Genomic DNA, 24,095 nt, shown 5'->3' on the forward strand with positions numbered 1-24,095 from the left:
GGTGGTGGTGTGCCGGTGTGGGGGTCGTTGCCGGTGCAGTATGCGGATTACACTCTTTGGCAGCGGGATCTTCTCGGGGATGAGGATGATCCGGAAAGTCTTGTTTCCCGGCAACTCGGCTTTTGGCAGCAGGAATTGGCGGGTGCTCCGGAACAGCTCCAATTGCCCACCGACCGACCGCATCCGACGGTTGCATCGCACCGTGGCGAGACATTCGTCGTCGAATGGTCACCAGACCTCCACGCCCGATTGCTCCACGTGGCGAGGGCTTGCGACGCAAGCTTGTTCATGGTGCTGCACGCCGGATTGGCTGCACTGCTGACCAGGCTCAACGTCGGCGAGGACGTGGTGATCGGCTCCGTCGTCGCAGGCCGTACCGACGAGGCGCTGGACGATCTCGTCGGATTCTTCGTCAACACCCTCGTGCTCCGGGTGGACACCTCCGGCGATCCCACCTTCCGCGAACTCGTCCGCCGCGTCCGGGACACCGACCTGGCGGCCTACGAGAACCAGGACGTTCCCTTCGAGCATCTCGTCGACGTGCTCAAGCCGACCAGGACATTGACCCACCACCCGCTGTTCCAGGTGATGCTCACGCAGCAGAACGCGCCGCGCACCGAGTTGAGCCTCCCCGGCGCGCGCGGTCGGCTGTTGCCGGTGAATGTCGGCGCGGCCCGGGTGGATTTGCTCGTCAGCGTCGACGAAGGCGTGCACTTCGAAAGCAGCCCGACGGGTCTCGCGCTGACGGTCGAGTACAACACCGACATCTTCGACCGATCCACTGTGGAGTCCCTGCTGTCCCGGTTCCGCAGGCAGCTGGAGACCGCGGTCGATGAGCTCGATCGGAGCATCGGCAGCTTCGACGTGGTGGATGCCGCCGAACGGCGCCGACTGTTGACCTCGTGGAACGACGCGGCGATCCCACTGCCGTCGTCGCTGGTGCTGCCGGACCTGTTCGAGCAGCAGGTGGCGCGAACGCCGGACGCGGTGGCGCTGGTGTTCGAAGGTGCGGAGTTGACCTATCGGGACCTGAATGCGCGCTCGAACCAGCTCGCCCGGCACCTGGTCGAGCTGGGCGTGGGACCTGAACAGGTGGTGGGGCTGGCCATACCCCGCTCGGTGGAGATGGTGGTCGCGGTCCTCGCCGTGTTGAAGGCCGGTGGCGCCTATCTGCCGATCGACCCGGCATATCCGGCCAGTCGGATCGAGTTCATGCTCGCCGACGCCCGGCCGGCGGTGGTGTTGACGTCCTCGGCGGTGCGCGCCGCGCTGCCGAGGACCGACGCGACTTGCCTGCTGGTCGACGACCTGGTGGGCCAGGGGCGTTCGATGGAGAACGTCGCGGACTCCGAGCGACCGGCGCCGCTGCTGCCGCTGCACCCCGCCTACGTGATCTACACGTCCGGTTCGACCGGCGTGCCGAAGGGAGTCGTCGGACTGCACGCGGGTCTTGCGAACCGCTGGCAGTGGTTCAGCGAGCGGTATCCGCAGTGGCGGTCGTCAACGGTCCTGGCGCGGAGCTCGCTGAGTTTCCTGGACAGCGCCACCGAACTGCTCGGCACGATGTTGCACGGGGGCAAGGTCGTGCTGGCCGGGGACGACGTCCTGCGGGATCCCAGCGGCCTGGTGCGCCTGGTCGCGGAGCACGGGGTCGAGCGGGTGACGGTGGTGCCGAGCTTGCTGCGGGTGCTGCTGGACGACGCCTACTCCAGGTCGTTGGCGTCCGTCCGATGTTGGGTGACCAGCGGTGAAGCCCTGCCCCGCGCTCTCGTCGAGCGCCATGCGGAAGTCCTGCCGGATTCGCTGCTGCTCAACCTGTACGGCTCCTCCGAGGCCAGCGCGGACAGCTTGTTCTGGGAAGCCGGGGACGGTCCGGTCCGGGTCGGCCGCCCGGTCGCGAACAGCCGGGTCTACGTGCTGGACGGCCGCATGCGCCTGGTGCCACCGGGCGTGGTGGGGGAGCTGTACGTCGCGGGCGTGGGCTTGGCGCGGGGGTACCGGGGTCGTGCGGGGCTGACCGCCGACCGGTTCGTGGCGGACCCGTTCGGCCCGGCCGGGTCCCGGATGTTCCGGACCGGGGACTTGGTCCGGTGGAACCGCCAGGGTGAACTGGAGTACCTGGGGCGCGCAGACGACCAGGTGAAGGTGCGGGGCTTCCGGATCGAACCCGGCGAGATCGAGAACAGGCTCACCGAGCACGCGGGGATCGCCGAAGCCGCGGTCGTGGTGCGGGAGGACCGGCCGGGCGACAGGCGGCTGGTCGCGTACGTCGTGCCCAGTTCGGGCGATGGGCCGGACGTCGGCCAGGTACGGGATTTCGTCCGCGCGAAGCTGCCGGAGTTCATGGTCCCGGCCGCCGTGGTCGCGTTGGTCCGGTTGCCGATGACGGCGAGCGGAAAGCTGAACCGGAAATCACTGCCGAAACCGGACTTCGCGAAGTCCGCTGCGGGGCGCGGCCCGCGGACACCGCTCGAAGCGGAACTGTGCGGTCTGTTCGGCCAGGTGCTCGACGCGGCAACGGTCGGGGTGGACGACAACTTCTTCGACCTGGGCGGCGACAGCATCTCCTCCGTACAACTGGTCAGCCGGGCCAAGGCGGCCGGGATACCGATGACCGTGCAAGACGTGTTCCAGCACAAATCCGTGGCCGCGTTGGCTCGGGCAGCCGCGCCGCAGGAGCAGTCGGTGCCCCCGGCAGCGGAACCGCAACCGCTCCTGGTCGACCTGACCGCGGACGAGATCGCCCGGGTGCAGGCCGAGTACTCGCGGCCCGGCGAGCGCGGGGCAGCCCAGATCCTGCCGGTCACACCGCTGCAGGAAGGGTTGCTCTTCCACGCGCTGTACGACGAGCACAACTCCGACGACTACGTGGTCCAGCTGTCCCTGGAGCTGGCCGGGTCGTTGGATCCCGAGGCACTGCGCAATGCCGCGGAAGCACTGCTGCGGCGCCATCCGAATCTCCGCGCCGCCTTCTGGTGCGACGACGTCGAACGCCCGGTCCAGGTCGTGCCTGGTTCCGTGGCGTTGCCCTGGCAGGAAATCGACCTCCGGCACGTCGCTGCCGACGAGCGGCGGGCCGAGTCGGCGCGGCTCCTGGATGCGGAGCGGTCGCACCGGTTCGACCCGGCCGCGCCCCCGCTCCTGCGGTTCACGCTGATCCGCCTCGGCGAACAGTCCCACCTCCTGGCGCTCACCAACCACCACCTCCTGCTGGACGGCTGGTCGATGCCCGTGCTGCTGCGCGATCTGTTCCACCTCTACGAGCACGGCGAAGAGGACGGGCTTCCGCCGGCCACCCCGTACCGGGATTTCCTGGCGTGGCACGCCGCGCAGGACAGGCCGGCGGCGGCAGCCGCGTGGCGGCAGATGCTGCGCGGACTGGAGGCGCCGACCCGCATCGCGCCGAACGCGGAGGTCGTCCGAGCGCAGCCGCGACGTCACCAGGTCACGTTCGAACCACCGCCGGAGCTGACCGAATCGATGGCGGCCCTCGCACGGCGCCGCGGCTGGACGCTCAACACGTTCGTCCGCGGCGCGTGGGCACTGCTGTTGGGGCAGTTGACCGGCAGCGACGACGTGGTCTTCGGTGCCACCGTCGCCGGACGGCCACCGGAGTTGCCGGGCATCGAGGGCATGGTCGGCCTGTTCGTCAACACCCTGCCGGTCCGCGTCCGCATCAAGGCGGGCGAATCCGTTTCCGCGCTGCTCTCCAGGATGCAGGAAGACCAGCTGCGGATGACGCAGCACGAACACCTGGGACTCAGCGACATCCAGCGGCTGACCGGACACAGCGGACTCTTCGACAGCCTGGTCCTGTTCGAGAACTTCCCGGTCGATCCGGCCATGCTCGACTCGGTGGGTGGGTTGCGGGTTGCTGACGCGCACAGTCACACCACCACGCACTACCCGCTCAGCCTCGTCGTGCAGGGGCGGCGCTTGGAACTGCGCTTGGACTACCGGTCGGACGTCTTCGACCGACCGGCGATCGAGGTCTTGCTGGACCGGCTCCACGCGCTGTTGCGGATGATGGCCGACGACCCGGATCGGGACGTTGCGGACATCGATGCGGTCACCGCGGCCGAAAGGGAACGGTTGTTGGTCGAGTGCAACGCCACCGAGGCGGACCTGCAACCGGAGTCGTCGGTGTTCGCGTTGTTCGAGGCCCAGGCCGGCAAGTCCGCGAGCGCCGAGGCGGTCGTGTCCGGCATGGCGAGGCTGACCTACGCGGAGCTGAACTCGCGCGCGAATCGGCTCGCCCGCCACCTCATCGGCCTGGGTGCGGGCCCGGAGCGCGTGGTCGCCCTGGCGATGCCGCGCTCGGCGGAGATGGTGGTCGCCCTGCTGGCCGTGCTGAAGACCGGTGGCGCCTACCTGCCGATCGACCCGGCCCATCCTGGGGAACGCATCGGGCACGTGCTCGGCAACGCCGACCCGGCGATCGTGTTGACCACCGCTGACACGGCCCGACGACTGCCCGGGGTTTCCCGACCGCTGGTCGTGCTGGATGACGGCGAGGTACGGGACTCGCTCCACCGGCTACCGGCAACGGACCTCACCGACGCGGACCGCCCGGCTGCCCCACATCCGCTGCACCCCGCGTACGTCATCTACACGTCCGGGTCCAGCGGGAAGCCCAAGGGCGTGGTCGTCCCCGAGCTGGCCCTGCGGAACCTGCTGCTCGGCATGGGCGAGGCGTTGCGGCTCGACGAGTCGGACCGCTGGCTGGCGGTCACAACGCTCGCGTTCGACATCGCCGCCCTGGAACTGCTCGGCCCGCTCCTGGCCGGCGCCACCGTCGTGGTCGCCGACGACGGGACGGTTCGCGATCCGGCGCTGCTGACCACCTTGATCGAGCAGGAAGAAGTCTCGATCGTGCAGGCCACGCCCTCGTTGTGGCAAGGACTGATCGGTTTCTGCGGCGCGAATTTCGGGAACCTCACGATGTTGTCCGGCGGCGAACCACTGCCCGCCGAGCTCGTCGCCGAAATGCATGCGACCGGCGGTCGAGTCGTGAACGTCTACGGCCCGACGGAGACGACCATCTGGTCGACGTTGGCCTGGTGCGACGACACGCGACCGCCATCGATCGGTGGCCCGATCGCCAACACGCGGGTGTATGTGCTGGATCGCTGGTTGCGGCCGACCCCGCCGGGCGTGGTCGGGGAGCTTTACGTGGGCGGCGCGGGATTGGCGCGCGGTTACTGGGCCAGCCCGGGACTCACCGCGGAACGGTTCGTGGCGAACCCCTTCGCCAAGCCGGGAGATCCGGTGGGCAGCCGGATGTACCGGACCGGGGACCTCGTGCGGTGGAACCATGACGGCGAACTGGAGTACATGGTGCGGGCCGATGACCAGGTGAAGGTGCGGGGCTTCCGCATCGAGCCCGGTGAAATCGAGAACACCCTTGCCGCGCATCCCGGAATCGCCCGGGCCGCAGCGGTCGTCCGCGAGGATCGGCCGGGCGACAAACGACTGGTGGCGTTCGTGGTGCCCGCCGCGGGGGCCCAGGTCGACGGTGACGAGGTCCGGCGGTTCGCGCGCGAGTTCTTGCCGGAGTACATGGTGCCGGCCGCCGTGGTGGCGTTGGCGGAGATGCCGGTCACGGCGAACGGCAAGTTGGACCGCAAAGCGCTGCCGGCACCCACGTTCACCGGCGGTGGCCGGTCGAGGCCGCCGCGCACCCGCACCGAAGTGCTCCTGTGCGACCTGTTCGCCCAAGTACTGGGCGTCGAGCGTGTCGGCGTCGACGACAACTTCTTCGACCTGGGCGGGCATTCCCTGCTCGCCACCCGGCTGGTGTCCCGCATCCGCAAGGACTTCGACGTGGCTTTGGGCGTGGGGGCGCTCTTCGAGGCGCCGACAGCGGCGGACCTGAGCCGCCGGCTGGATTCGGGAGACATCGGTAGCGGCCTGGACGTTCTCCTGCCGCTGCGCACGACCGGCAGCCGCCGGCCGCTGTTCTGCGTCCACCCGGCCGGCGGGATCAGCTGGCCGTACGCCGGGCTGCTTCCGCACCTCGACCCCGAACAACCGGTGTACGGCCTGCAAGCCCGGGATCTGACCGAAGATCGTTCCGGCCCGATCGGCGTCGAGGAAATGGCGTCCGATTACCTGGCGCAAATCCGGGCCGTGCAGCCGACCGGACCGTACCGGTTGCTCGGCTGGTCGTTCGGCGGCATCATCGCGCACGCCGTCGCCACGATGATCCAGGACGAAGGCGGCGAGGTCGAACTGCTCGCGTTGGTCGATTCGTTCCCGGCGCCGACCGACCAGCGAGAACTGCCGCCACCCGCAGTGGACCGCGATGTCCGCGCCATGTTCATCGATGTCATCGGCGCGGACGCCGGCGAATCGGCCGGGTTCGTCCTCGACGAACAGATCCTCGACCGCCTTTGCCGGAACCACGCGCGGCACGAGCGAGCCATCAGGCAGTACCGTCCCGGCCGGTTCCACGGTGACCTGTTGTTGTTCATCGCCGTCGGCGAACGGGGAGGCGGTGCGCCCGAGCCGTGGCGTGCTCGGCAAGCGTGGATCCCGTGCGTCGACGGTCAGATCGAGGTTCACGAGATCGGCAGCGAGCACGACTACCTGATGAAACCCGAGGCGCTGTCCCAAATCGGGCCGGTCGTGGCGAGTCGACTCGATGGGTTGTTCGGCAAGAGGCCGACCTGATCGACCTGATCACCAAGTGATCGGCAGCTTGTTGATCCCCTGGATCGTGGTCGCAGCCCGCACCGGCAACTCCCGTACGTCGTCGACGGCGAGCGACAGCGTGGGCAGCCGTTCCAGCAGGACGGACAGCGCGATCTCCAGCTCCGCCCGAGCCAGGTTCTGGCCGAGGCACTGGTGCACGCCGAAGCCGAACCCGACGTGGTGCCGCGCTTGCCGCCGGATGTCGAAGGTGTCCGGGTCGGCGAAGGCGAGCGGATCCCGGTTGGCCAGCGCGTTCGGCACGATCACGCCGTCACCGGCCCTGATCAGCCGGCCGTCGACCTCGATGTCGTCGACGGCGACTCGCACACCGGCGAGGTCCGCGACCGAGAGGTAGCGCAGCAGCTCCTCCACCGCGGACGGCATCGCGCTCGGATCGGACCGCAGGATGGCGAGCTGCTCGGGGTGCTCCAGCAGGGTGAGGACGCTCAGCGAGATCATCGACGCCGTGGTCTCGTGTCCGGCGACCAGCAGGAACTCGGCCATCGCCACGACGTCTTCGCGGTCCAGCTCGCCCCTGGCGAGGCGCTCGGTGACCAGTCGGCTGATCAGGCCGGGGCCCGGCTCGCCCTGCCGTGCGGTGACCAGCCCGTCGAGGTACTCGACCAGTTCGCCGCGCGCGGCGGCGATGTCCTCCGGGTCGGCGCTTTCCGCCATGCGCTGGCCGACGTCCCGGAAGAAGTCGTGGTCGTCGAACGGCACGCCGAGCACCTCGCAGATGACCATCGATGGCACTGGCAAGGCGAACGTCGGCACCAGGTCGGCAGGCGGTCCGGCGTCGACCAGGTCGTCGGCGAATCGACGCGCGATCCGCTCCAGGGCAGGGCGCAATTCGCGGACTCGCTTCACGGTGAATTCCTTGAGCACCATCCGGCGGTACACGCCGTGCTCCGGCGGGTCCATCGCCACGAGCGGCAGCCGCGGTCGTTGCTCGCGAACCGCTTCGAAGCGGGCGGATAGGAGCGGAAAGCCCGGATGGGTCCGGTCGGCGGAAAGGCGGTGGTCGGCCAGCAGTCGGCGGGCCGTGTCGTAACGCGTGACGACCCACGCCATCGCGCCGTCGTACTGCTCGACCCGGCACAGCGGGCCGCGCTGCTGAAATTCGCGGTACGAGCTCGGCGGCTGGTAGGGGCAGGTGCGCGCTTCGGGGAAGGTGGATGTGAAATCGGCTTCGGTCACTGTTTTCTCCAGCGATCTCCGGAATCGGAAATGGTCTGTCGTGTGCGGGGACTTGGCGCCTTCCCGGTGGGTCGATGTGAATGGGAAGTGCGACAGGGTTGGGACTTCGCACGGAGGTTCCGGAACCCGTGTCGGTTGCGGGAGGGGGTGAGCCGCTCGGGTGGGGCAGGCTTTTCCCACGTCCGCCGCAGGTCCGCGGTCAGGGACCGGGCGTGTCGGAGTTGGTGCGGGTGGCGGTCCAGCGGTCGGGACCATCCGCGGCAGCGTCTACTTTGGACTACCAAATCCGCGCGGATCGATTTCCGCCGCTGGGCAGGTGATGGCCGGTCAGCAGGATCACTGCGCCTTCGGTGATCGGCAGCGGCCCGTAGTGGTCGCCTCGGGCCGCACGCCGGGTCGGCCGTGGGCCCGCGAGCATCGTCGGCATCCGCCCGAGCAGCCGGACACTCGTAGGGTCCTGGCGGAACCCGGCCAACTCCCCGAACTCCACCCGCGATCGGGATCATGCACACCGACCATCGCAGCCCTTGGATCGATCTTCCAAGAATGTAGGTAGATCGCGATCTTGGACACAAGCCTTGGACAGCAAGTTGCCACCGCTGCGCGTGTCGCCGAACGGCCCTCCGGAGGGGTGGCAGTTACCTGCCACTCCGTCACCCCCACTGCCGACTTGGTCCACAATGGACAAGCGTTGGGCGGAGCTGCGCAGCGGTCGGCGTGAACTGGCTCGATCAACGCCTGTGCGGTTGGCCCCCGGCTCAATGGCCAGGTGTCACTAAGCCCGGTGTGGAGATCGTCGCCGGTAATGGATGCAGTGTGCGGGTTCTTTTGAGCCGGTCGATCTGCGCGACCTGCTCGGTCCGCCCGTAGACCCGCAGCACGCTCTCCGTAGGGGGCGAGGTCAGCAGTGTTAGCTGGGCGGATGGCTGATGAGCCATTCGGCGTCTGTTGTTGCTGGCGTTGTTCGTGGTGCACCGGATGCGTGAGATGAAGGACGTGGAACTCACCTGAAATGCTTCGTGAGCGGTTGTTCCGGAACTAGGCGGAGCAACCGCGCATGAGCTTTGTGGGGGTGCGGGCGCGGCCGTATCCTCGTGTTGAGTCCGAGTCACCGTCCCATGGGGGTGGCGTCGTGGTCGGCACCAGCACTCATTGCAGGGAGTGGGCCCCTTGCGGGTGGCTCGTGAACGGCGTTCGGCATCGCGAGGGTGACGCCGCGGGGCTGCTCGTCGACGACGTGGCGTACGAATGCGGTTGCCGCGCGATGCGGCACCAGTTCCACGACGGCAGCGTGCGGATCCGGAAGGTCCGCCACGACGGCAAGATCCTGGTCGACGAGCATAGCGCCGATCACGAGGCGTGAGGCGGGCCAGGATGGTGGCTTCGCATGACATCGTGATCGTGGGCGGCGGCGGGGCCGGTCTGCGGGCGGCCATCGCGGTCGCTGAAACCGATCCGCGGTTGAGCGTTGCCGTGGTTTCCAAGGTCTATCCGATGCGCAGCCACACGGTTTCCGCCGAGGGCGGTGCCGCAGCGGTCGCCGGTGCGGACGACACCTTCGACGAGCATGCCTACGACACGGTGTCCGGCAGCGACTGGCTGTGCGACCAGGACGCCGTCGAGGTCTTCGTCCCGGAGGCGCGCGACGAGCTGCTTCGGCTGGAGCACTGGGGATGTCCGTGGAGCCGGCTGCCGGACGGGCACATCGCGGTGCGGGCGTTCGGCGGGATGAAGAAGAAGCGGACCTGGTTCGCGGCGGACAAGACCGGCTTCCACCTGCTGCACACGCTCTTTCAAACCGCACTGTCCTATTCGGACATCATCCGCTACGACGAGTGGTTCACCACGGCGCTGCTGGTCGACGACGGACGGGCGTGCGGCGTGGTGGCGATCGAGCTGGCCACCGGCCGGATCGAGACGATCACCGCCCGTGCCGTCATCCTGTGCACCGGCGGCTGCGGCCGGGTCTACCCGTTCACCACCAACGCGAACATCAAGACCGGCGACGGCATGGCTCTGGCCTACCGGGCAGGGGCGCCGCTGAAGGACATGGAGTTCGTCCAGTACCACCCGACCGGCCTGCCCTTCACCGGCATCCTGATCACCGAGGCGGCGCGGGCCGAAGGCGGTTGGCTGCTCAACAAGGACGGCTACCGCTACCTGCAGGACTACGACCTGGGAAAGCCCGAGCCGGAGCCGAAACTGCGCAGTATGGAGCTGGGGCCGCGCGATCGGTTGTCCCAGGCCTTCGTGCACGAACTGGACAAGGGCCGCACGATCGACACCGCGCACGGCCCGGTCGTCCACCTGGACCTGCGGCACCTGGGTGCGGACGTCATCGACGCCAAACTGCCCTTCGTGCGGGAACTCTGCCTGCAGTACCAGCACATCGACCCGGTCCGGGAACTCATCCCGGTGCGGCCGGTGATCCACTACATGATGGGCGGCGTGCACACCGACGTCCGCGGTGCGGCCGGGCTCGCGGGGCTCTACGCGGCAGGCGAGGTCGCTTGCGTGAGCATCAACGGCGCCAACCGCCTGGGCTCCAACTCGCTGCCGGAGCTGCTGGTGTTCGGCGCACGTGCGGGCCGGGCCGCGGCCGAGTTCGCCGCCGCGGGCAGCGGACCGCCCCCGGCCGTCCTGGCGCAGGGCCGCGACGAGCACCGCCGGTTGGAACGGGAACTGGCGCGGCATTCCGAGGGCGGCGAACGCATCGCGGACATCCGCCTCGAAATGCAGGAAACCATGGAGAACGGCGCGGGGATCTACCGGGACGAAGGGTCGCTGTCGAAGGCGGCGGACAACCTCCACCGGCTCCGGGAGCGCTTCGGCGCCGCGGGCATCGACGACCACAGCCGGACGTTCAACACCGAGTTGATCGCCACGCTCGAACTGTCCGGCATGCTCGACGTCGCCGAAACCATCGTGCACTGCGCACTGCGGCGGGAGGAGTCGCGCGGCGCGCATCAGCGCACCGACTTCCCGGCCCGTGACGACCAGCGCTTCCTCGCCCACACGCTGATCCACCGGCAGCCCGACGGCAGCGGCCGCGTCGAGTACCTGCCGGTGACGATCACGCGTTGGCCGCCCGCCGAACGCGTGTACGGGAAGGACTAGCCATGGCGGACCGGATCACGCTGCAGGTCACGCGCTACCGCCCGGAACGGGACGCCGCACCGACCGTGCAGTCCTACGAGGTGCCGCTGCGCCAGGAGTGGGTGGTCCTCGACGGCCTCAACCACATCAAGGACCAGGTGGACGGCACGCTGTCCTACCGCTGGTCGTGCCGGATGGGGGTGTGCGGCAGCTGCGGCATGACGGTCAACGGCGACCCGAAGCTGACCTGCGCGACGTTCCTGACCGACTACGCGCCCGGCCCGGTGCGGGTCGAACCGCTGCGCAACTTCCCGGTGATCCGCGACCTCGTCGTCGAGATCGGCGATTTCATGCGGAAGCTGACGCAGGTCAAGCCGTGGCTCGTCCGCGACGACCCGCCGCCGGTGGACGAGTTCGTGCAGACACCGGCGGAGCTGGACGAGTACAAGCGGTACAGCATGTGCATCAACTGCATGCTCTGCTACTCGGCCTGCCCGGTGTACGCGCTCGATCCGGACTTCCTCGGCCCGGCGGCCATCGCGCTGGCCCAGCGCTACAACCTCGACTCCCGCGATCAGGGCGCCGAGGCGCGCCGCGACGTCCTCGCCGCGGCCGAAGGCGTGTGGGCGTGCACCTTCGTCGGCGAGTGCACCACCGCTTGCCCCAAGGGGGTTGACCCGGCGGGCGCGATCCAGCGCTACAAGCTGACGGCGGCGATGCAGTCGCTCAAGGACTTCCTGTGGCCGAGGGGGTCGCGATGAGCACCGCGTACCGGCGGCCGGTGTCCTTGTTCTGGTGGTTGCAGCGGCGCTCGTACTTCTTGTTCGTGCTGCGCGAGATCAGCAGCGTCTTCGTGGCCTGGTTCGTGGTGTACCTGTTGTTGCTGGTCCACGCCATCGGCTCAGGTGGTGACCGGTACGCGCAGTTCCTCGCGTGGAGCGGCGGACGGGTGCTGGCGCTGAACCTGGTGGCGCTGGTGTTCGTCCTGCTGCACACCGTGACGTGGTTCGGCCTGACGCCGAAGGCCGTTGTCGTTCGGTTCCGCGGCCGGCGGGTGGGGCCCGGGCCGGTGCTCGGGTTGCACTATCTGCTGTTGCTGGCGGTGTCCGCCGCCGTGGCCTGGGTGGTGCTGAATGGCTGACCGGAGATCACCGGAACCGCTGGCGTGGCTGCTTTTCAGCATCGGCGGGACGGTTGCCGCACTGCTGGTCCCGGTGCTGCTGGTGCTGTTCGGGATCGCCTTCCCGACGGGCTTGCTGCCGGCGCCGGACCACGCCCACCTGCTCGCGGTGCTGCGGCATCCGGCCACGAAGGTCGTGCTGCTCGGCCTGTGCGTGGCGTTGCTGTTCCACTGGGCGCACCGCTTCCGCTACACCCTCTACGACGGCCTCCAGCTCAAGCGGTTCGGCCGACCGATCACCGCGTTCTGCTACGGCGCGGCCGCCCTGGGCTCGATCGCCGCAGCGTACGTGCTGATCAGCGCCTAGCGAAACCGACGGCCATGCGCGTGACTTGCCCTTGCCGGAAACCTCATCCGCGCTGGTCATGCGGCATGCCGGTATTCGTGGAGGATGCCGCCGGCGAGGCGTCAGGTCCAGCGGCCGATGCCGATGGCCCGGCGCCGGAGAACAGCTGCTCGCGCAGTGCTGCGCGGCGGATCTTCCAGGTGGCCGTGCGCGGGAACTCGTCCCAGCGCAGTTGGATCGGTTCGGCCAGCCCCGGCAGGTCGGCGACCGCAGGTCATCGAGGGGGACGAGAAGGAGCTGCGTTGGTTCGCAGCTCAACACGTCTAGAGGCGGACGCTCTCGGTTGATTGGGTTTTCCGATCGCCATCGATTGCGCTGGCCCGCTGGCAGTAGTGCTTTCCACTGGTCGGCGAGGTGTTCCCGGGGATCGGGCAGCCGTTGGGTGCTCCTGCCGTTCACCTGGCGGCCACGAACCGCTGTTGCACTGAGCCCCGTTCGGCGGGAACCCGTCGGGAGAGGCGAGAGGTGCGCAGTGAGCGGTATTGAACTGCAGGGGGTGAGCCGTCGATTCGGTTCGGTCACCGCCGTGGACGATGTCTGGTTGGACGTCGCGGACGGGGAGTTCCTGGTGCTGCTGGGGCCGAGCGGCTGCGGCAAGTCCACCTTGCTGCGGATGATCGCGGGGCTGCTGCCGCCCTCCGGCGGTCGGCTGCGGCTCGGCGGCGTCGACATCACCGACACCCCGCCGCAGCAGCGCGACCTCGCCATGGTCTTCCAGAGCTACGCGCTCTACCCCCACCTGTCGGTGGCCCGCAACATCGGTTTCCCGCTGCGGGCACGGCGCTGGTCGCGCGCCGACATCCGCGCGAAGGTCGCCGACGTGGCCGCCCAGCTCGACCTGGTGGAGCTGCTGGACCGCAAGCCGCGCGAGCTGTCCGGCGGTCAGCGGCAGCGGGTGGCGTTGGGTCGGGCGCTGGTGCGCGATCCCGGCGCGTTTCTCATGGACGAGCCGCTGTCCAACTTGGACGCCAAGCTTCGGGCCGGGACGCGGGCGGAGATTTCCGCGCTGCACCGCAAGTTGGGCGCGACGACGATCTACGTCACCCACGACCAGGTCGAGGCGATGACCATGGCCACCCGCATCGCCCTGCTCAACGAGGGGCGGCTGGAGCAGGTCGGCACCCCGGCCGAGGTCTACGACGCACCCGCCTCGATGTTCGTCGCACGGTTCCTGGGTTCCCCGGCGATGAACCTGCTGGACGCGACGGTGTGCAGCGACGAAGGCGCACTCACCGCCCGGGCCTCCGACGTCGAGCTCGACCTGGGCATCGAGGCTGAGCTGCCGGACCGCGACGTGGTCGTCGGCGTGCGCCCCGAGCACCTGCGGCCGGTCGCGCCGGAGGACGCCGACATCCGCGCAGTGGTGACCACCGTGGAGAACCTCGGCAACGAGGAAGTGGCCTACTGCGAGGTCGGAGCTTCCACCATCTGCGTGCGCGGTCCCCGCCCGCTCGGCCTGCACCCCGGGGACCGGGTGAATCTGGCCGCTCGCGCCGAGCACCTGCACGTTTTCGATCCTGGCAGCGGCCGCAGGCTGGCCTGGCAGGCCGCCGAGCCCGTTCCCGCTGTCGTGTGATTTCCCATCAGAGCAAGGAGAAATTGAAATGAGAAGGTCCTTGGCCGCGGCGAGCGCGGCGACGGCCGTGGTGCTGGCCGCCACGAGTTGTGGCCTCGGCGCCACGGACAGCCAGACGGCGGTGAGCAGGGTTCCGGAGCTGGCCCCCGATCAGAAGGTCTCGATCGTCTTCGAGAGCTACAACTTCGGCCAGGCCGGTGCCTGGACCGACACGTTCAACGAGCTGATCGCCGAGTTCGAGAAGACGCACCCGAACATCGACGTCACCGCGCAGAAACCGCAGGGCAACAGCTCGAACCCGGCCACGGACACGATCCCCAGCCTGCAGAGCCAGCTCACCGCGGGCAACCCGCCCGACGTGGTTCAGCTGGGCTTCAGCGACCTCGACTTCACGGTCAACCAGCTCGGTGCGGTTCCGCTGGACGACCTGGTCGGCAAGGACGAGGTGCAGCGCAACTTCGACGGCGCGCAGCACGCGTTCGCCCCCACCGCGCGGACCCTCGGCGACTGGAACGGCAAGACCTACGGCGTGCCGTTCGTCTTCTCCACCCCGACGCTGTACTTCAACGCCGACCTGCTGGCCGCCGCCGGGCTGGACGCGGCCAAGCCGCCGGCGACCTGGGACGAGGTGGCTCGGGCCGCGCAGGCGATCAAGGACCGCACCGGCAAGGACGGCGCCTACGTGGACTGCCTGACCAAGGCGGCCAAGGACTGGTGCTTCCAGGCGTTGGTGCGGTCCAACGGCGGCCGGGTGATCTCCGCGGACCGCAAGTCGCTGACCTTCGCCGAGCCGCCGGCGGTCGAGGCCGTGCAGAGCATGCAGAACATGGCGCGCAGCGGGGCGATGCCCAACCGCACCCAGACGCAGGCGGTGGAGGCCTTCGCCCGCGGTGAGCTGGGCATGATCTTGGAATCCAGCGCGATGCAGGGCAACTTCCTCAAGGGCTCCAACGGGAAGTGGCGCTTGGGGGCGGCCGCGATGCCGAGCTTCGCGGGCAAGCCCACGGTGGCGACCAACTCCGGTGCCGCGCTGTTCGTGTTCTCGCAGGCGCCGGACAAGCAGCGGGCCGGCTGGGAGCTGATGAAGTTCCTGACCAGCGAGCAGGCATACACCAAGATCTCCAGCAAGATCGGATACCTCCCGCTGCGCACCGGCCTCGTCGAGGACCCGAACGGCCTGCAGAGCTGGGCGGCGAAGAACCCCTACCTGAAGCCGAATCTGGACCAGTTGGCGAACCTGGAGCCGTGGGTGTCCATGCCCGGCAGGAGCTACCTGCAGATCCGGGACGGCATGATGGAGGCCGTCGAGAGCTCGGTGTTCCAGGGCGCGGACGCGGCGGCCACGCTGCGCGCGAAGCAGGACGAGGTGTCCAAGCTGCTGGGTGACGGCCAGTGACTCGTCCCGATCTCACTCTGATCCAGCTCAGCGACACGCACCTGAGGCCGGCGGACGGTCTCATGCACGGCGTCGTCGACACCACCGCGAACCTCATCACCGCGGTGCAGATGATCGAGAACTCCGAGACCGACGTGGCGGCGCTGCTGCTCACCGGCGATCTCGCAGACAACGGCGCCCCGGCCGCCTACCGGCGGCTGCGCGGCGTCGTGGAGCCTGCCGCGCGGCGCCTCGGTGCCGAGGTCAGCTACGCGATGGGCAACCACGACGAGCGCGTGGCGTTCCGCGCCGAGCTGCTCGACGATCCGTCCGGGACCGGTCCGTGCGATTCGGTGTTCACCGTGGACGGTCTGCGGGTGGTGGCGTTGGACAGCAGCGAGCCCGGTCAGCACGACGGGCATCTGTCGGAAGCCCAGCTGGAGTGGCTGGCCGACGAGCTGGCCACCACGTCCCCGCGTGGCACGGTGCTGGTCAGCCACCACCCGCCGCTGCCGTCGCCGGTGCCGACGGTGCACCTGTTGAGGCTGCGCGGCGCGGACCGGCTGGCCGATGTGCTCAAGGGCACCGATGTGCGGCTGATCGTCAGCGGGCACGCGCACCACGCCGGATGCGGTGCCCTGGCGGGAATTCCGGTCTGGGTGGGCCCGGCGCTGGCCTACGAAGTGGCCGCGGTCCCGCCTCGGGGGCGGTTGCGAGCCGGGGCGGATGCCGCGTTCAGCCGGATCGATGTGTTCGGCGAGCAGATCGTGGCCACCGCGGTCCCGCTGTCGACCGCGGACCGCGTGTACGACGTGGACGCGGCGGAGCGGTTGCGGATGGTGCACGAGGCGGTGGGGGACTGGTGACCGGGACTTTCGTCGAGGTCGCGGCACCGGTGGCGGGCACGCCGAGCGTGCCCGCCGCTCGGCGGTCGCGGTGGCACCGGGTGCGGCGGATCACGCCGCCGTACCTCTACCTGCTGCCGGCGCTCGTGCTGCTGGTGGTGTGGACGTACCAGCCGCTGGCGCAGACCTTCTACCTGTCGTTCCACTCCTGGAACCTGGTGCCGACCTCGCCCATGCGGGAGGTCGGTTTCGCCAACTACGCCCGCCTGCTGACCACACCTGAGCTGGGCGAATCCGTCCTGCGCACGCTCGTGGTGATCGGCGGCATGCTGCCGTTCACGGTGCTGCTGCCGGTCGTCGTGGGCCTGCTGACCCGCCGGGTGCGCGGCCGGTCGGCGGCGGTCTACCGCGGTCTGGTGTTCGCGCCGATGCTCGTCGCGCCGGTCGCGGGTGCAGCGGTCTGGCAGTGGCTGCTGGACCCGACCGCGGGGCTGGTCAACCGGACGCTGGGGACCCAGGTGAACTGGATCAACACCACCGGCACCGCGCAGCTGGTGATCATCGTGATCACCGGGTGGCACGTGATCGGGTTCGCCACGCTGGTGGTGTCGGCCGGGCTGACCGGCATCAACCCGGACTACGGGGCGGCGGCACAGGTGGACGGGGCGTCGCGGGGTCAGATCACGCGGTGGGTGACGCTGCCGCTGCTGTCGCCCACGCTGGCGTTCCTGGTGCTGATGACGGTGCTGCTGTCCGCGCAGTGGACGTTCCCGTTGATCGACACCCTCACGCAGGGCGGTCCGGTCGGCGCCACCACGAACCTGTACTACCTGCTGTGGGAGTACGGGTTCCGCAGCCACGACGCCGGGTTGGCCGCGGCGGCCGGGGTCATCTTCTTCGTGGGGTTCATCGTGCTCGCCGCGGTGCTGGCGGGCCTGGCAGATCGGTTGAGCCATCATGACGACTGAGCGCATTGACGAACCGGTCGGCGCGCGCAGTCCGGTGCAGCGCATCATCGGGCATCTCGTGCTGGGCGTGCTCAGCCTGTTCTGCGTGTTCCCGATCTACTGGCTGTACGCCACGTCGTTGCGGGCGCCCGGCGACGTCTACGAGATGTCGGTGTTGCCGTGGCCGCTGTCCACCGGCAACTACGTCGACGCGCTGGGCAAGATCGACTTGGCCGGGATGCTGCTGAACACCGGGATCGTGGCGGTGCTCAGCGCGGTCGGGCAGCTGCTGATCGCGCTGCTCGCGGCGTACGCCTTCGCGGCATGGACGTTTCCGTTCCAACGGGTGCTGTACCTGATGTTCGTGGGCACCTGGCTGGTGCCGTTCCAGGCGACCATGCTGCCGAACTACGTGCTGCTGGCCCGGCTGGGACTGCTGGAGACGCTCGCCGGCGTGATCATCCCGACCCTGTGCTCGGCACTGGGCGTGCTGCTGCTGCGCGAGCACCTCAAGAGCTTCCCCAAGGAGTTGCTCGACGCAGCCCGGATGGACGGCCGGTCGTCGTGGAGTGCTCTGTGGACGGTCGTGGTGCCTGCGCTGCGGCCGGTCCTCGCGGCGTTGGGCATCCTGCTGGCGATCACGGCGTGGAACGAGTACTTCTGGCCCGCGATGGTGCTGCAGCGCAGCAACGCGGTGGTGCAGCTGGGCCTGCGCAGCTTCCTCGGCACCGAGGGCAACGAGTGGGGTCCGCTGATGGCCACGGCAGGACTGACCTGCCTGCCGGTGTTCGTCCTGTACCTGGTCCTGCAGCGCCACATCGTGAACGCCTTCGTCCGCTCGGGCTTGAAGTAGGGCTCGTGAGCAGTGCGGGGTGCGCCGGCGCCCCGCACTGCTGAGCCCTGCTATTCCTGGACGCTGGTCGGGAGGCAGTCGAGGAAGGCGGAGACGAGGGCTCCGTGGTCGATCGGCCAGACGGCGTAGAGGTCGAGGATGGGGACCGGGTCGACCAGGCCGACCGCGGTGGTCCGCGGGCCGACGGCACGGATGTCGGTGAGCCGACCCCGCAGCGCCGAGGCGAAACCGACCACGGGTTTGACGGCGGCCAGGATCGCCGTCGCCCCCGGGTCGTCGACCTCTTCGGTGACGGTGAGCCGGATCCCGCTGGCCCGCGCCGCGGAGAAGATGGTGTCGTACATGGCCGAGGACTGCGCACGGCTGAACAGCACGCAGGGCTCCCCGTCGAGTTCGCCGAAGGGCACCCGGTCCAGACCGGCCCAGCGGTGCCCCTGGCCGACGACGGCGACCAGCGGCACGCGGAGCAGCAGGCGGCTGTCGACGTTGGTGGCGGCGGGTTTGCCGTACACCATCGCGATGTCGAGGCGCCCGTCTCCGAGAGCGGCCAGCTGCGGACCGGTGCGCATCTCGAACATGGTCACGTCGATGGCGGGGTGGCGGGCGTTCAGCGCGGCCAGCGCGGCGGGCAGGATCCGTTGTCCGGCCGGGAAGTTGTAGCCCACCCGGACGGTGCCGGACCGCCCGGCGGCGGCCGCGCGGGCGGCCCGCCCCGCCCGTTCCACCCGCGCGACGATCTCCTCGGCCAGTCCGCGGAGGGTCTCCCCGGCCGGGGTGAGCCGGACCTCGTGCGAGTTGCGGGCGACCAGCGTCACGCCGACCGAGCGTTCCAACCGTTGCAGGTGCTGGCTCAGCGACGGCTGCGCCAGGTGCAGCCGGGCCGCCGCCCGGCCGAAGTGCAGTTCCTCGGCGATTGCGAGAAATGAGACAAGATGCCGCAGCTCCACGTTCGACCTCCCTCGGCACCGCCACGCTAGCGGGTGCGGGGGAGCAGTGGATGAACGGCAGGCGACGGCCTGTGATGCGTTGAGGACCCGGCGTACCCGGTCGGGTGTTGTTGTCGACGATCGCGGAGTACTCGTCGGGGCCAGTAACGCCGTCGATGCGGAATCGGCCGTGCGCGTCGTGGTGGCCCAGCGACGTCCACAGCCGCGCGGTGGCCACGAGCAGCTCCAGCCCGCACTCGGCCTCGAAGTCCTTGTCGTCGGTGGCGGCGAGGTAGCGGGCGGTGGCATCGGCGACGGTGGCGTTGATGTGGAACGCCGCGGTGCCGGCCGGCCAGTAGCCGGAGCATTCGTCGCCGTTGATGGTCCGCCACGCGAACGCCGCCCCGGCCTGGCCGAGCTGCGCCGCCCGAGTGCGCGCCTTGTCCAATGTGGAGTGCCGCCACCGCAGCGCCTCCCTGGCCGCCGCGGCCGACGACTGAGCGTGCGCGGCGTCTGTGTCGTCGCCGAGCCGGGTCAGCGCGCGAGCCACTCCCGATAGGTGGTCTTGGCGATGAGGACGTCGCGCGGGGCGGCGGCGAACATGCCGGCGCCCAGCTCGTCGAGCGGTCCCACCGATGACAGCCATCTTGAATTCTTTTGACCTCCGTGTTCTCGGAGAAGAGATGTCCGAGCGTTGAACACGACGGGGCTCGCGGTCAGCTCGTGCGCGGGGCCCGGCGGCTCTTGCGCTGGTCGAGCTCTTCCTCGTCCACCAAGGTGAGCATGGGTTTGCCCGGTTCGCAGAACATGGTGACGGTGAAGCGCACCGGGACGTCGTCGCGGTTGTTGCCGTCCTGGTAGTGGATGACGTCGCCGCCTGGCTCCCAGAACGCCTCGCCGGCCCGGACGACACGCGCCGGCTGACCTTCGAGCTCGAACACCATCTCGCCGTCCAGCACGTAGCCGAAGGCCGGCCCGGGGTGCCGATGCGCAGGGGTGCCTGGGTCGCCCGGTGGGAACTCGACGACGATGGTCGTCACGTGCGCACCCGCCGGGATGAAGGGAGGCTCCGCCTCCTGCACCACGGTGACCGCCGACTGCCACGCGTTCGATCGTGGCTTCTGCCTGTCGTTCGTCGACTCGAACTCCGACATGAAAAGACCTCCCTGAACACCGCGTAGGGCCGCCTGAACTGGGATTTCTTCTTCAGGCGCAGTATCAGCGGTCAGGCGGTGCTGTGCTGGCTCAACCCGGCGGCACACATTTGCTCTGGTGCCTAGGTGCGGATCATCCTCTGAGGACTGGTCCGGGCGGCGGCGAGGTCTGTCTGAAGCACCGAGCGGGCGTTGCGGTGGCAGAGCCCGTGGTCTGACCGGAAACTGGTCGGCAGGGTCCGGCCCGGTGAGGGGGAGGCCCAGCAGCAGGAGCTTCGGAAGAAGGCGAATCAGTGAGCCGGCAGGAACCGAGTTTCGAACACGACATCCGTCCCCTGTTCCGGGCAAAGGACATCGAGGCGATGTCGGGGCTTTTCGACCTTTCTTCCTACCAGGACGTGCGGTCCAACGCCGATGGAATCTGCGAAAAGCTCTCGAACGGCAGTATGCCCTGCGACGAAGCCTGGCCTGCCGAACGGGTGCAGCTATTCCAGAGCTGGATCAACGCAGGGTATCTGCGCTGAAATCCGCCTGCCCTCATCGCGGGCCGGCGGAAGGTGGGATCAGGCGCCCGCTTCGCCGGTCGGCGCGGACGGTGGGCGTGCACCGGGCCCCTGCTGCTGCGGCGACTGCCGAGCCGTCGGCGTACGAAGCAGATACCCACCCGCATTTAGTTTCAAGTGATACGGTATCGAATGAACGGATGACGGTAATATGCCCTCATGACCGCCGACGTTCCTCGCAGAACCGCCGCCGCGCGTGCGACCGACCGCCCCGGGGATGAATCGCCTTTCGCTCTCGGCTTGCTGCTGCGCCAGGCCCACTGGCGCGCGGCCACGGTGATGGCGGAGGCGCTTCGGCCGCTCGGCATCGAGTTGCGGCATTTTGCCGTGCTGATCGTGCTGGTCAACCGCGGGCCCACGGTGCAGCGGGACCTGGCGGCGGCGACGGGGTCGGACAAGGCGGGAATCATGCGGGTCGTGGACGACCTGGAGCGCAAGGGGCTGGCCGTGCGCAAGACCGTTCCCGGGGACCGGCGGGCGCGGGCAGTGGAGATCACGCCTCATGGCCTCGAGCTTTTCGATGCAGCCCATGTGGCGGCGGAGCCGCTGGCCGAGCGCTTGGTTGCCGAACTGGGGCGCGGCGAGCCCGAGCGGCTGATTGATCTGCTGACCAAGTTCGCCTATCCCGCAGACAGTGAGGCGTGAGCTCGCCCGCGCAATTTGCCTGCCGCGTGGGCGCACTTCGTCTCCTGCGGCTTTCGCGGCGAACCCGGCCTTGAGAGGTGCGGCCATCGTCGCTACGCGCCGGCCCTGGCTGCGGGCGGCGGTCAGGGCTTCGTCGCCGACCCGGGCCGACCTGTCCGCACGGCTACCATGCCGCACACCTGGCCGGCGGCGTGCTCGTCACCCTCGCCGTCGCCTCGATGCGCGGCCCGTCGGCAGGCCGAACGCCCCGGCCGCCCCGCGTCGGGCCACCAGCCCCCGGGGGCAGAGCGCCACCGTCACCGTCAGAGAGGGCGCAGGTGGCGAAGGTGCCGTGTGACGTCCTGGGTTGAGGCGTCACACGGCGCCCATGGCCCGGGAGTTACGCGGCGAGGCGCTCCGCGAGTTCTTTTGCCTTCGTGATCGCGTCCTGGAAGGCGCGCTCGCGGGAGGCCTCGTAGAGGGGGATCAGTTCGGACATGGCCGGGTTGCGGGGGGCCATGGTCAGTTCCGGGACGATGAAGTCGAGATCCAGACCGAGTGTGCCCTTGAGGACGGCCTCCAGGTAGTTCTGCACGAACTCGTTGCCCTCGCGCGGGGTGCCCGGTGCGTAGGATCCGCCGCGGCTGGCGACGACGGTGACCGGGGTGCCCTGGGCGGAGGGGGTCTCGCCCGCGGTGCGGCCGAGCAGGATCACGTTGTCCAGCCACGCCTTGAGGGTCGACGGGATCGAGAAGTTGTACATGGGGGCGCCGATCAGGACGGTGTCCGCCCGCTCCAGCTCCTCGATGAGCTCCACGCGCGCGGCGAACGCGGCGGACTGCTCCGGGGTGTGCTCGGACGGGGCGGTGAAACCGGCGGTGTGGGCGTCGGCGGTGATGTGCGGGACAGGGCTGGCGGCGACGTCGCGGTAGATCACCGTGCCCTCCGGGTGCTGTTCCTCCCAGGCCTTGCGGAAGGCGTCCGCGACCGAGCGGGACGAGGACGTCTCGCCTGGGAACACGGACGAGTCGATGTGCAGCAGCGTGGCCATGGTCTTTCTCCAATGAGCGGTGCCCGAGGCGGGGAGCCACGGGCTGTGATGAGTCGTACTCGAGATAGTCAAACACGAGATGGTATTGAATGATACCATCACGGGTGTAACCAAGTCAGCCGTGTTGAGCAGGGAGATGCGCGTTCATGGACGTCTATGAGGCGGTCACGAGCCGACGGGCAGTTCGCGGATTCACCGACCGGCCAGTGCCGAGGGAGGTGCTGGAGCGCGTGCTGTCCGCCGCGGCTTGGGCGCCGTCCGGATCGAACCTCCAGCCGTGGCACGTCTACGTGCTGACCGGCGCGCCGCTGGCCGAACTCAAGAAGCGCACCGGCGAGCGCATAGCGGTGGGCGACCCCTGGGACGAGCCGGAGTACCAGCAGTACCCGCCCGAGCTGAAGTCCCCGTACCGCGAACGCCGATCCGCCTTCGGCGAGCAGCGCTACGGCGCCCTCGGCATCCCGCGCGAGGACCTGGAGGCGCGCCAGCGGGCCGCGGTCGCGAACTGGGACTGCTTCGGCGCGCCCGCCGCCCTGTTCTGCTACATCGACCGCGACATGGGCCCGGCCCAGTGGTCCGACGTCGGCATGTACCTGCAGACCGTCATGCTGCTGCTGCGCGCCGAAGGGCTGCACAGCTGCCCGCAGATGGCATGGGCGAAGTACCGCAAGACCGTTGCGGAGATCGTGTCACCGCCGGACGAGTCGATCCTCTTCTGCGGCATGTCGATCGGGTTCGAGGACGTTGCGGATGGTTACACCCGTACGGGGCGGGCGCCGCTCGACGAGACCGTCACGTTCGTCGAGGACTAGAACCCAGCCGCAATCAGAGCCGCATAACGGACACCAATCATCGAAAGAAGGTGCATGCCATGAAGTTCGCAGTCATCGGCGGAACCGGGCTGATCGGGTCACGGGTCGTGGAGAACCTGAGCGCGGCCGGGCACCAAGCCGTACCGCACTCCCTGTCCACAGGCGTGAACATCATCACTGGCCAGGGACTGGAGGCGGCCGTGGCAGGCGCCGACGTCGTCATCAACCTGACGAATTCCCCCACCTTCGACGACGCCTCGCTCGCCTTCTTCCAGACTTCGATGGACAACCTTCTTGCCGCGAGTGAGAAGGGCGGGGTCGGGCACTTCGTCATCCTCTCGATCGTCGGCGTGGACCAAGTGCCCGATCTGGACTACTACCGGGCGAAGGTGCTTCAGGAGAACATCCTCAAGGCCGGACCGATCCCGTATTCCATAGTTCGCGCCACGCAGTTCATGGAGTTCATGGACGCGACCCTGTCCATGACCGCTGAAGGCGACACCGTCCGCCTGCCACGCACGCTGATCCAGCCGATCGCCGCTGCGGACGTCTCCAGCATCGTCGCCGAAATCGCCGCAGGCAGCCCTCTGAACGGCGTCATCAACATCGCAGGTCCCGACGTCTACCCCCTCGACGAACTCGGCCGGCTCACCCTGACCGCCAAGAGCGACGGGCGCTCCGTCGTCACCGATGACACCGCCGGCATGTTCGCCGCCGCCCACGGCGACGTCCTCACCGCTCCGAACGATGCCCGCATCGCCCCCACCCGCTACACCGACTGGCTCTCCTGAACCAACCCCTTCCAGCGGAACGGGCAGGACGGATCGCTCACCAAGACAGACACAGCAAAGCGCTCA

General features: G+C 69.0%; 19 protein-coding genes and 1 pseudogene. 15 read left to right on the forward strand and 5 right to left on the reverse strand.

Annotated elements, in window-relative coordinates:
- Nucleotides 1–33: 33 nt before the first annotated feature.
- Entirely contained in the window at nt 34–6,672 is a 6,639-nt protein-coding gene (locus AC07EQ_RS26970; protein WP_478390660.1) for an amino acid adenylation domain-containing protein, read from the forward strand.
- Nucleotides 6,673–6,681: 9 nt separating this feature from the next.
- Here AC07EQ_RS26970 and AC07EQ_RS26975 read toward each other — a convergent pair whose 3' ends face one another.
- Nucleotides 6,682–7,890, reverse strand: coding sequence for a cytochrome P450 (locus AC07EQ_RS26975; RefSeq protein ID WP_478390661.1), 1,209 nt, complete (start codon nt 7,888–7,890; stop codon nt 6,682–6,684).
- Between the two features lie 1,183 nt (nt 7,891–9,073).
- Here AC07EQ_RS26975 and AC07EQ_RS26980 point away from each other — a divergent pair.
- The 10 genes from AC07EQ_RS26980 (at nt 9,074) to AC07EQ_RS27025 (ending at nt 18,108) form a co-directional block, all read left to right on the forward strand.
- Nucleotides 9,074–9,253 carry a hypothetical protein gene (locus AC07EQ_RS26980; protein WP_478390662.1) on the forward strand — a complete coding sequence of 60 codons (180 nt, stop codon included), beginning with the start codon at nt 9,074–9,076 and terminating at the stop codon, nt 9,251–9,253.
- An 11-nt stretch (nt 9,254–9,264) separates the two neighbouring features.
- The gene (frdA, locus tag AC07EQ_RS26985) at nt 9,265–11,007 is read left to right on the forward strand and encodes a fumarate reductase (quinol) flavoprotein subunit (protein WP_478390663.1); all 1,743 of its coding nucleotides are present in this window, start codon (nt 9,265–9,267) and stop codon (nt 11,005–11,007) included.
- Nucleotides 11,008–11,009: 2 nt separating this feature from the next.
- Nucleotides 11,010–11,747, forward strand: a complete 738-nt coding sequence (gene sdhB, locus AC07EQ_RS26990; RefSeq protein WP_478390664.1) for a succinate dehydrogenase iron-sulfur subunit — start codon at nt 11,010–11,012, stop codon at nt 11,745–11,747.
- The gene (locus tag AC07EQ_RS26995; RefSeq protein ID WP_478390665.1) at nt 11,744–12,127 is read left to right on the forward strand and encodes a hypothetical protein; all 384 of its coding nucleotides are present in this window, start codon (nt 11,744–11,746) and stop codon (nt 12,125–12,127) included. Before sdhB ends, AC07EQ_RS26995 begins: the two co-directional genes overlap by 4 nt.
- Nucleotides 12,120–12,473, forward strand: a complete 354-nt coding sequence (gene frdD, locus AC07EQ_RS27000) for a fumarate reductase subunit FrdD (RefSeq protein WP_478390666.1) — start codon at nt 12,120–12,122, stop codon at nt 12,471–12,473. The genes AC07EQ_RS26995 and frdD overlap by 8 nt, the downstream gene beginning before the upstream one ends.
- Before the next feature lie 511 nt (nt 12,474–12,984).
- Nucleotides 12,985–14,088: an ABC transporter ATP-binding protein gene (locus tag AC07EQ_RS27005; RefSeq protein ID WP_478390667.1), complete on the forward strand. Its 1,104-nt coding sequence runs from the start codon at nt 12,985–12,987 to the stop codon at nt 14,086–14,088.
- Between the two features lie 28 nt (nt 14,089–14,116).
- The gene (locus AC07EQ_RS27010; RefSeq protein WP_478390668.1) at nt 14,117–15,484 is read left to right on the forward strand and encodes an ABC transporter substrate-binding protein; all 1,368 of its coding nucleotides are present in this window, start codon (nt 14,117–14,119) and stop codon (nt 15,482–15,484) included.
- Nucleotides 15,481–16,329, forward strand: a complete 849-nt coding sequence (locus tag AC07EQ_RS27015; protein ID WP_478390669.1) for a metallophosphoesterase — start codon at nt 15,481–15,483, stop codon at nt 16,327–16,329. The genes AC07EQ_RS27010 and AC07EQ_RS27015 overlap by 4 nt, the downstream gene beginning before the upstream one ends.
- A complete protein-coding gene (locus tag AC07EQ_RS27020; protein ID WP_478390670.1) occupies nt 16,326–17,276 on the forward strand; it encodes a carbohydrate ABC transporter permease in 951 nt (316 codons plus the stop codon). The genes AC07EQ_RS27015 and AC07EQ_RS27020 overlap by 4 nt, the downstream gene beginning before the upstream one ends.
- Entirely contained in the window at nt 17,266–18,108 is an 843-nt protein-coding gene (locus AC07EQ_RS27025) for a carbohydrate ABC transporter permease (RefSeq protein WP_478390671.1), read from the forward strand. Before AC07EQ_RS27020 ends, AC07EQ_RS27025 begins: the two co-directional genes overlap by 11 nt.
- A gap of 50 nt (nt 18,109–18,158) precedes the next feature.
- On the opposite strand, the gene AC07EQ_RS27030 is transcribed toward AC07EQ_RS27025, so the two are convergent.
- The 3 genes and pseudogenes from AC07EQ_RS27030 to AC07EQ_RS27040 form a co-directional block, all read right to left on the reverse strand.
- Nucleotides 18,159–19,055: a LysR family transcriptional regulator gene (locus AC07EQ_RS27030; RefSeq protein ID WP_478390672.1), complete on the reverse strand. Its 897-nt coding sequence runs from the start codon at nt 19,053–19,055 to the stop codon at nt 18,159–18,161.
- 106 nt (nt 19,056–19,161) lie between these two features.
- A pseudogene (locus AC07EQ_RS27035) lies at nt 19,162–19,518 on the reverse strand (family 65 glycosyl hydrolase); the annotation flags it as partial.
- Between the two features lie 232 nt (nt 19,519–19,750).
- Entirely contained in the window at nt 19,751–20,188 is a 438-nt protein-coding gene (locus tag AC07EQ_RS27040; protein WP_478390673.1) for a cupin domain-containing protein, read from the reverse strand.
- Between the two features lie 293 nt (nt 20,189–20,481).
- On the opposite strand from AC07EQ_RS27040, the gene AC07EQ_RS27045 reads away from it, so the two are divergent.
- Nucleotides 20,482–20,712, forward strand: coding sequence for a hypothetical protein (locus tag AC07EQ_RS27045; RefSeq protein ID WP_478390674.1), 231 nt, complete (start codon nt 20,482–20,484; stop codon nt 20,710–20,712).
- Nucleotides 20,713–20,910: 198 nt separating this feature from the next.
- Nucleotides 20,911–21,396, forward strand: a complete 486-nt coding sequence (locus AC07EQ_RS27050; protein WP_478390675.1) for a MarR family winged helix-turn-helix transcriptional regulator — start codon at nt 20,911–20,913, stop codon at nt 21,394–21,396.
- 379 nt (nt 21,397–21,775) lie between these two features.
- Here the strand turns inward: AC07EQ_RS27050 and AC07EQ_RS27055 are convergent, their stop codons facing one another.
- Entirely contained in the window at nt 21,776–22,426 is a 651-nt protein-coding gene (locus AC07EQ_RS27055; RefSeq protein ID WP_478390676.1) for an FMN-dependent NADH-azoreductase, read from the reverse strand.
- A gap of 146 nt (nt 22,427–22,572) precedes the next feature.
- Here AC07EQ_RS27055 and AC07EQ_RS27060 point away from each other — a divergent pair, with 146 nt between their 5' ends.
- Nucleotides 22,573–23,238, forward strand: coding sequence for a nitroreductase (locus AC07EQ_RS27060; RefSeq protein ID WP_478390677.1), 666 nt, complete (start codon nt 22,573–22,575; stop codon nt 23,236–23,238).
- 59 nt (nt 23,239–23,297) lie between these two features.
- On the forward strand, nt 23,298–24,029 hold the full coding sequence (locus AC07EQ_RS27065; RefSeq protein WP_478390793.1) for an SDR family oxidoreductase: 732 nt from the start codon (nt 23,298–23,300) through the stop codon (nt 24,027–24,029).
- Nucleotides 24,030–24,095: the final 66 nt, after the last annotated feature.

Source organism: Saccharopolyspora sp. NPDC045839 (assembly GCF_056431645.1).

Coding starts and splice junctions, on each gene's coding strand:
- sdhB (WP_478390664.1), top strand. CDS start 11,010: ATGGCGGACCGGATCACGCTGCAGGTCACGCGCTACCGCCCGGAACGG.
- AC07EQ_RS27055 (WP_478390676.1), bottom strand. CDS start 22,426: ATGGCCACGCTGCTGCACATCGACTCGTCCGTGTTCCCAGGCGAGACG.
- AC07EQ_RS27050 (WP_478390675.1), top strand. CDS start 20,911: ATGACCGCCGACGTTCCTCGCAGAACCGCCGCCGCGCGTGCGACCGAC.
- AC07EQ_RS27065 (WP_478390793.1), top strand. CDS start 23,298: ATGAAGTTCGCAGTCATCGGCGGAACCGGGCTGATCGGGTCACGGGTC.
- AC07EQ_RS27060 (WP_478390677.1), top strand. CDS start 22,573: ATGGACGTCTATGAGGCGGTCACGAGCCGACGGGCAGTTCGCGGATTC.
- AC07EQ_RS27010 (WP_478390668.1), top strand. CDS start 14,117: ATGAGAAGGTCCTTGGCCGCGGCGAGCGCGGCGACGGCCGTGGTGCTG.
- frdD (WP_478390666.1), top strand. CDS start 12,120: ATGGCTGACCGGAGATCACCGGAACCGCTGGCGTGGCTGCTTTTCAGC.
- AC07EQ_RS27040 (WP_478390673.1), bottom strand. CDS start 20,188: ATGTCGGAGTTCGAGTCGACGAACGACAGGCAGAAGCCACGATCGAAC.
- frdA (WP_478390663.1), top strand. CDS start 9,265: ATGGTGGCTTCGCATGACATCGTGATCGTGGGCGGCGGCGGGGCCGGT.
- AC07EQ_RS26995 (WP_478390665.1), top strand. CDS start 11,744: ATGAGCACCGCGTACCGGCGGCCGGTGTCCTTGTTCTGGTGGTTGCAG.
- AC07EQ_RS27025 (WP_478390671.1), top strand. CDS start 17,266: ATGACGACTGAGCGCATTGACGAACCGGTCGGCGCGCGCAGTCCGGTG.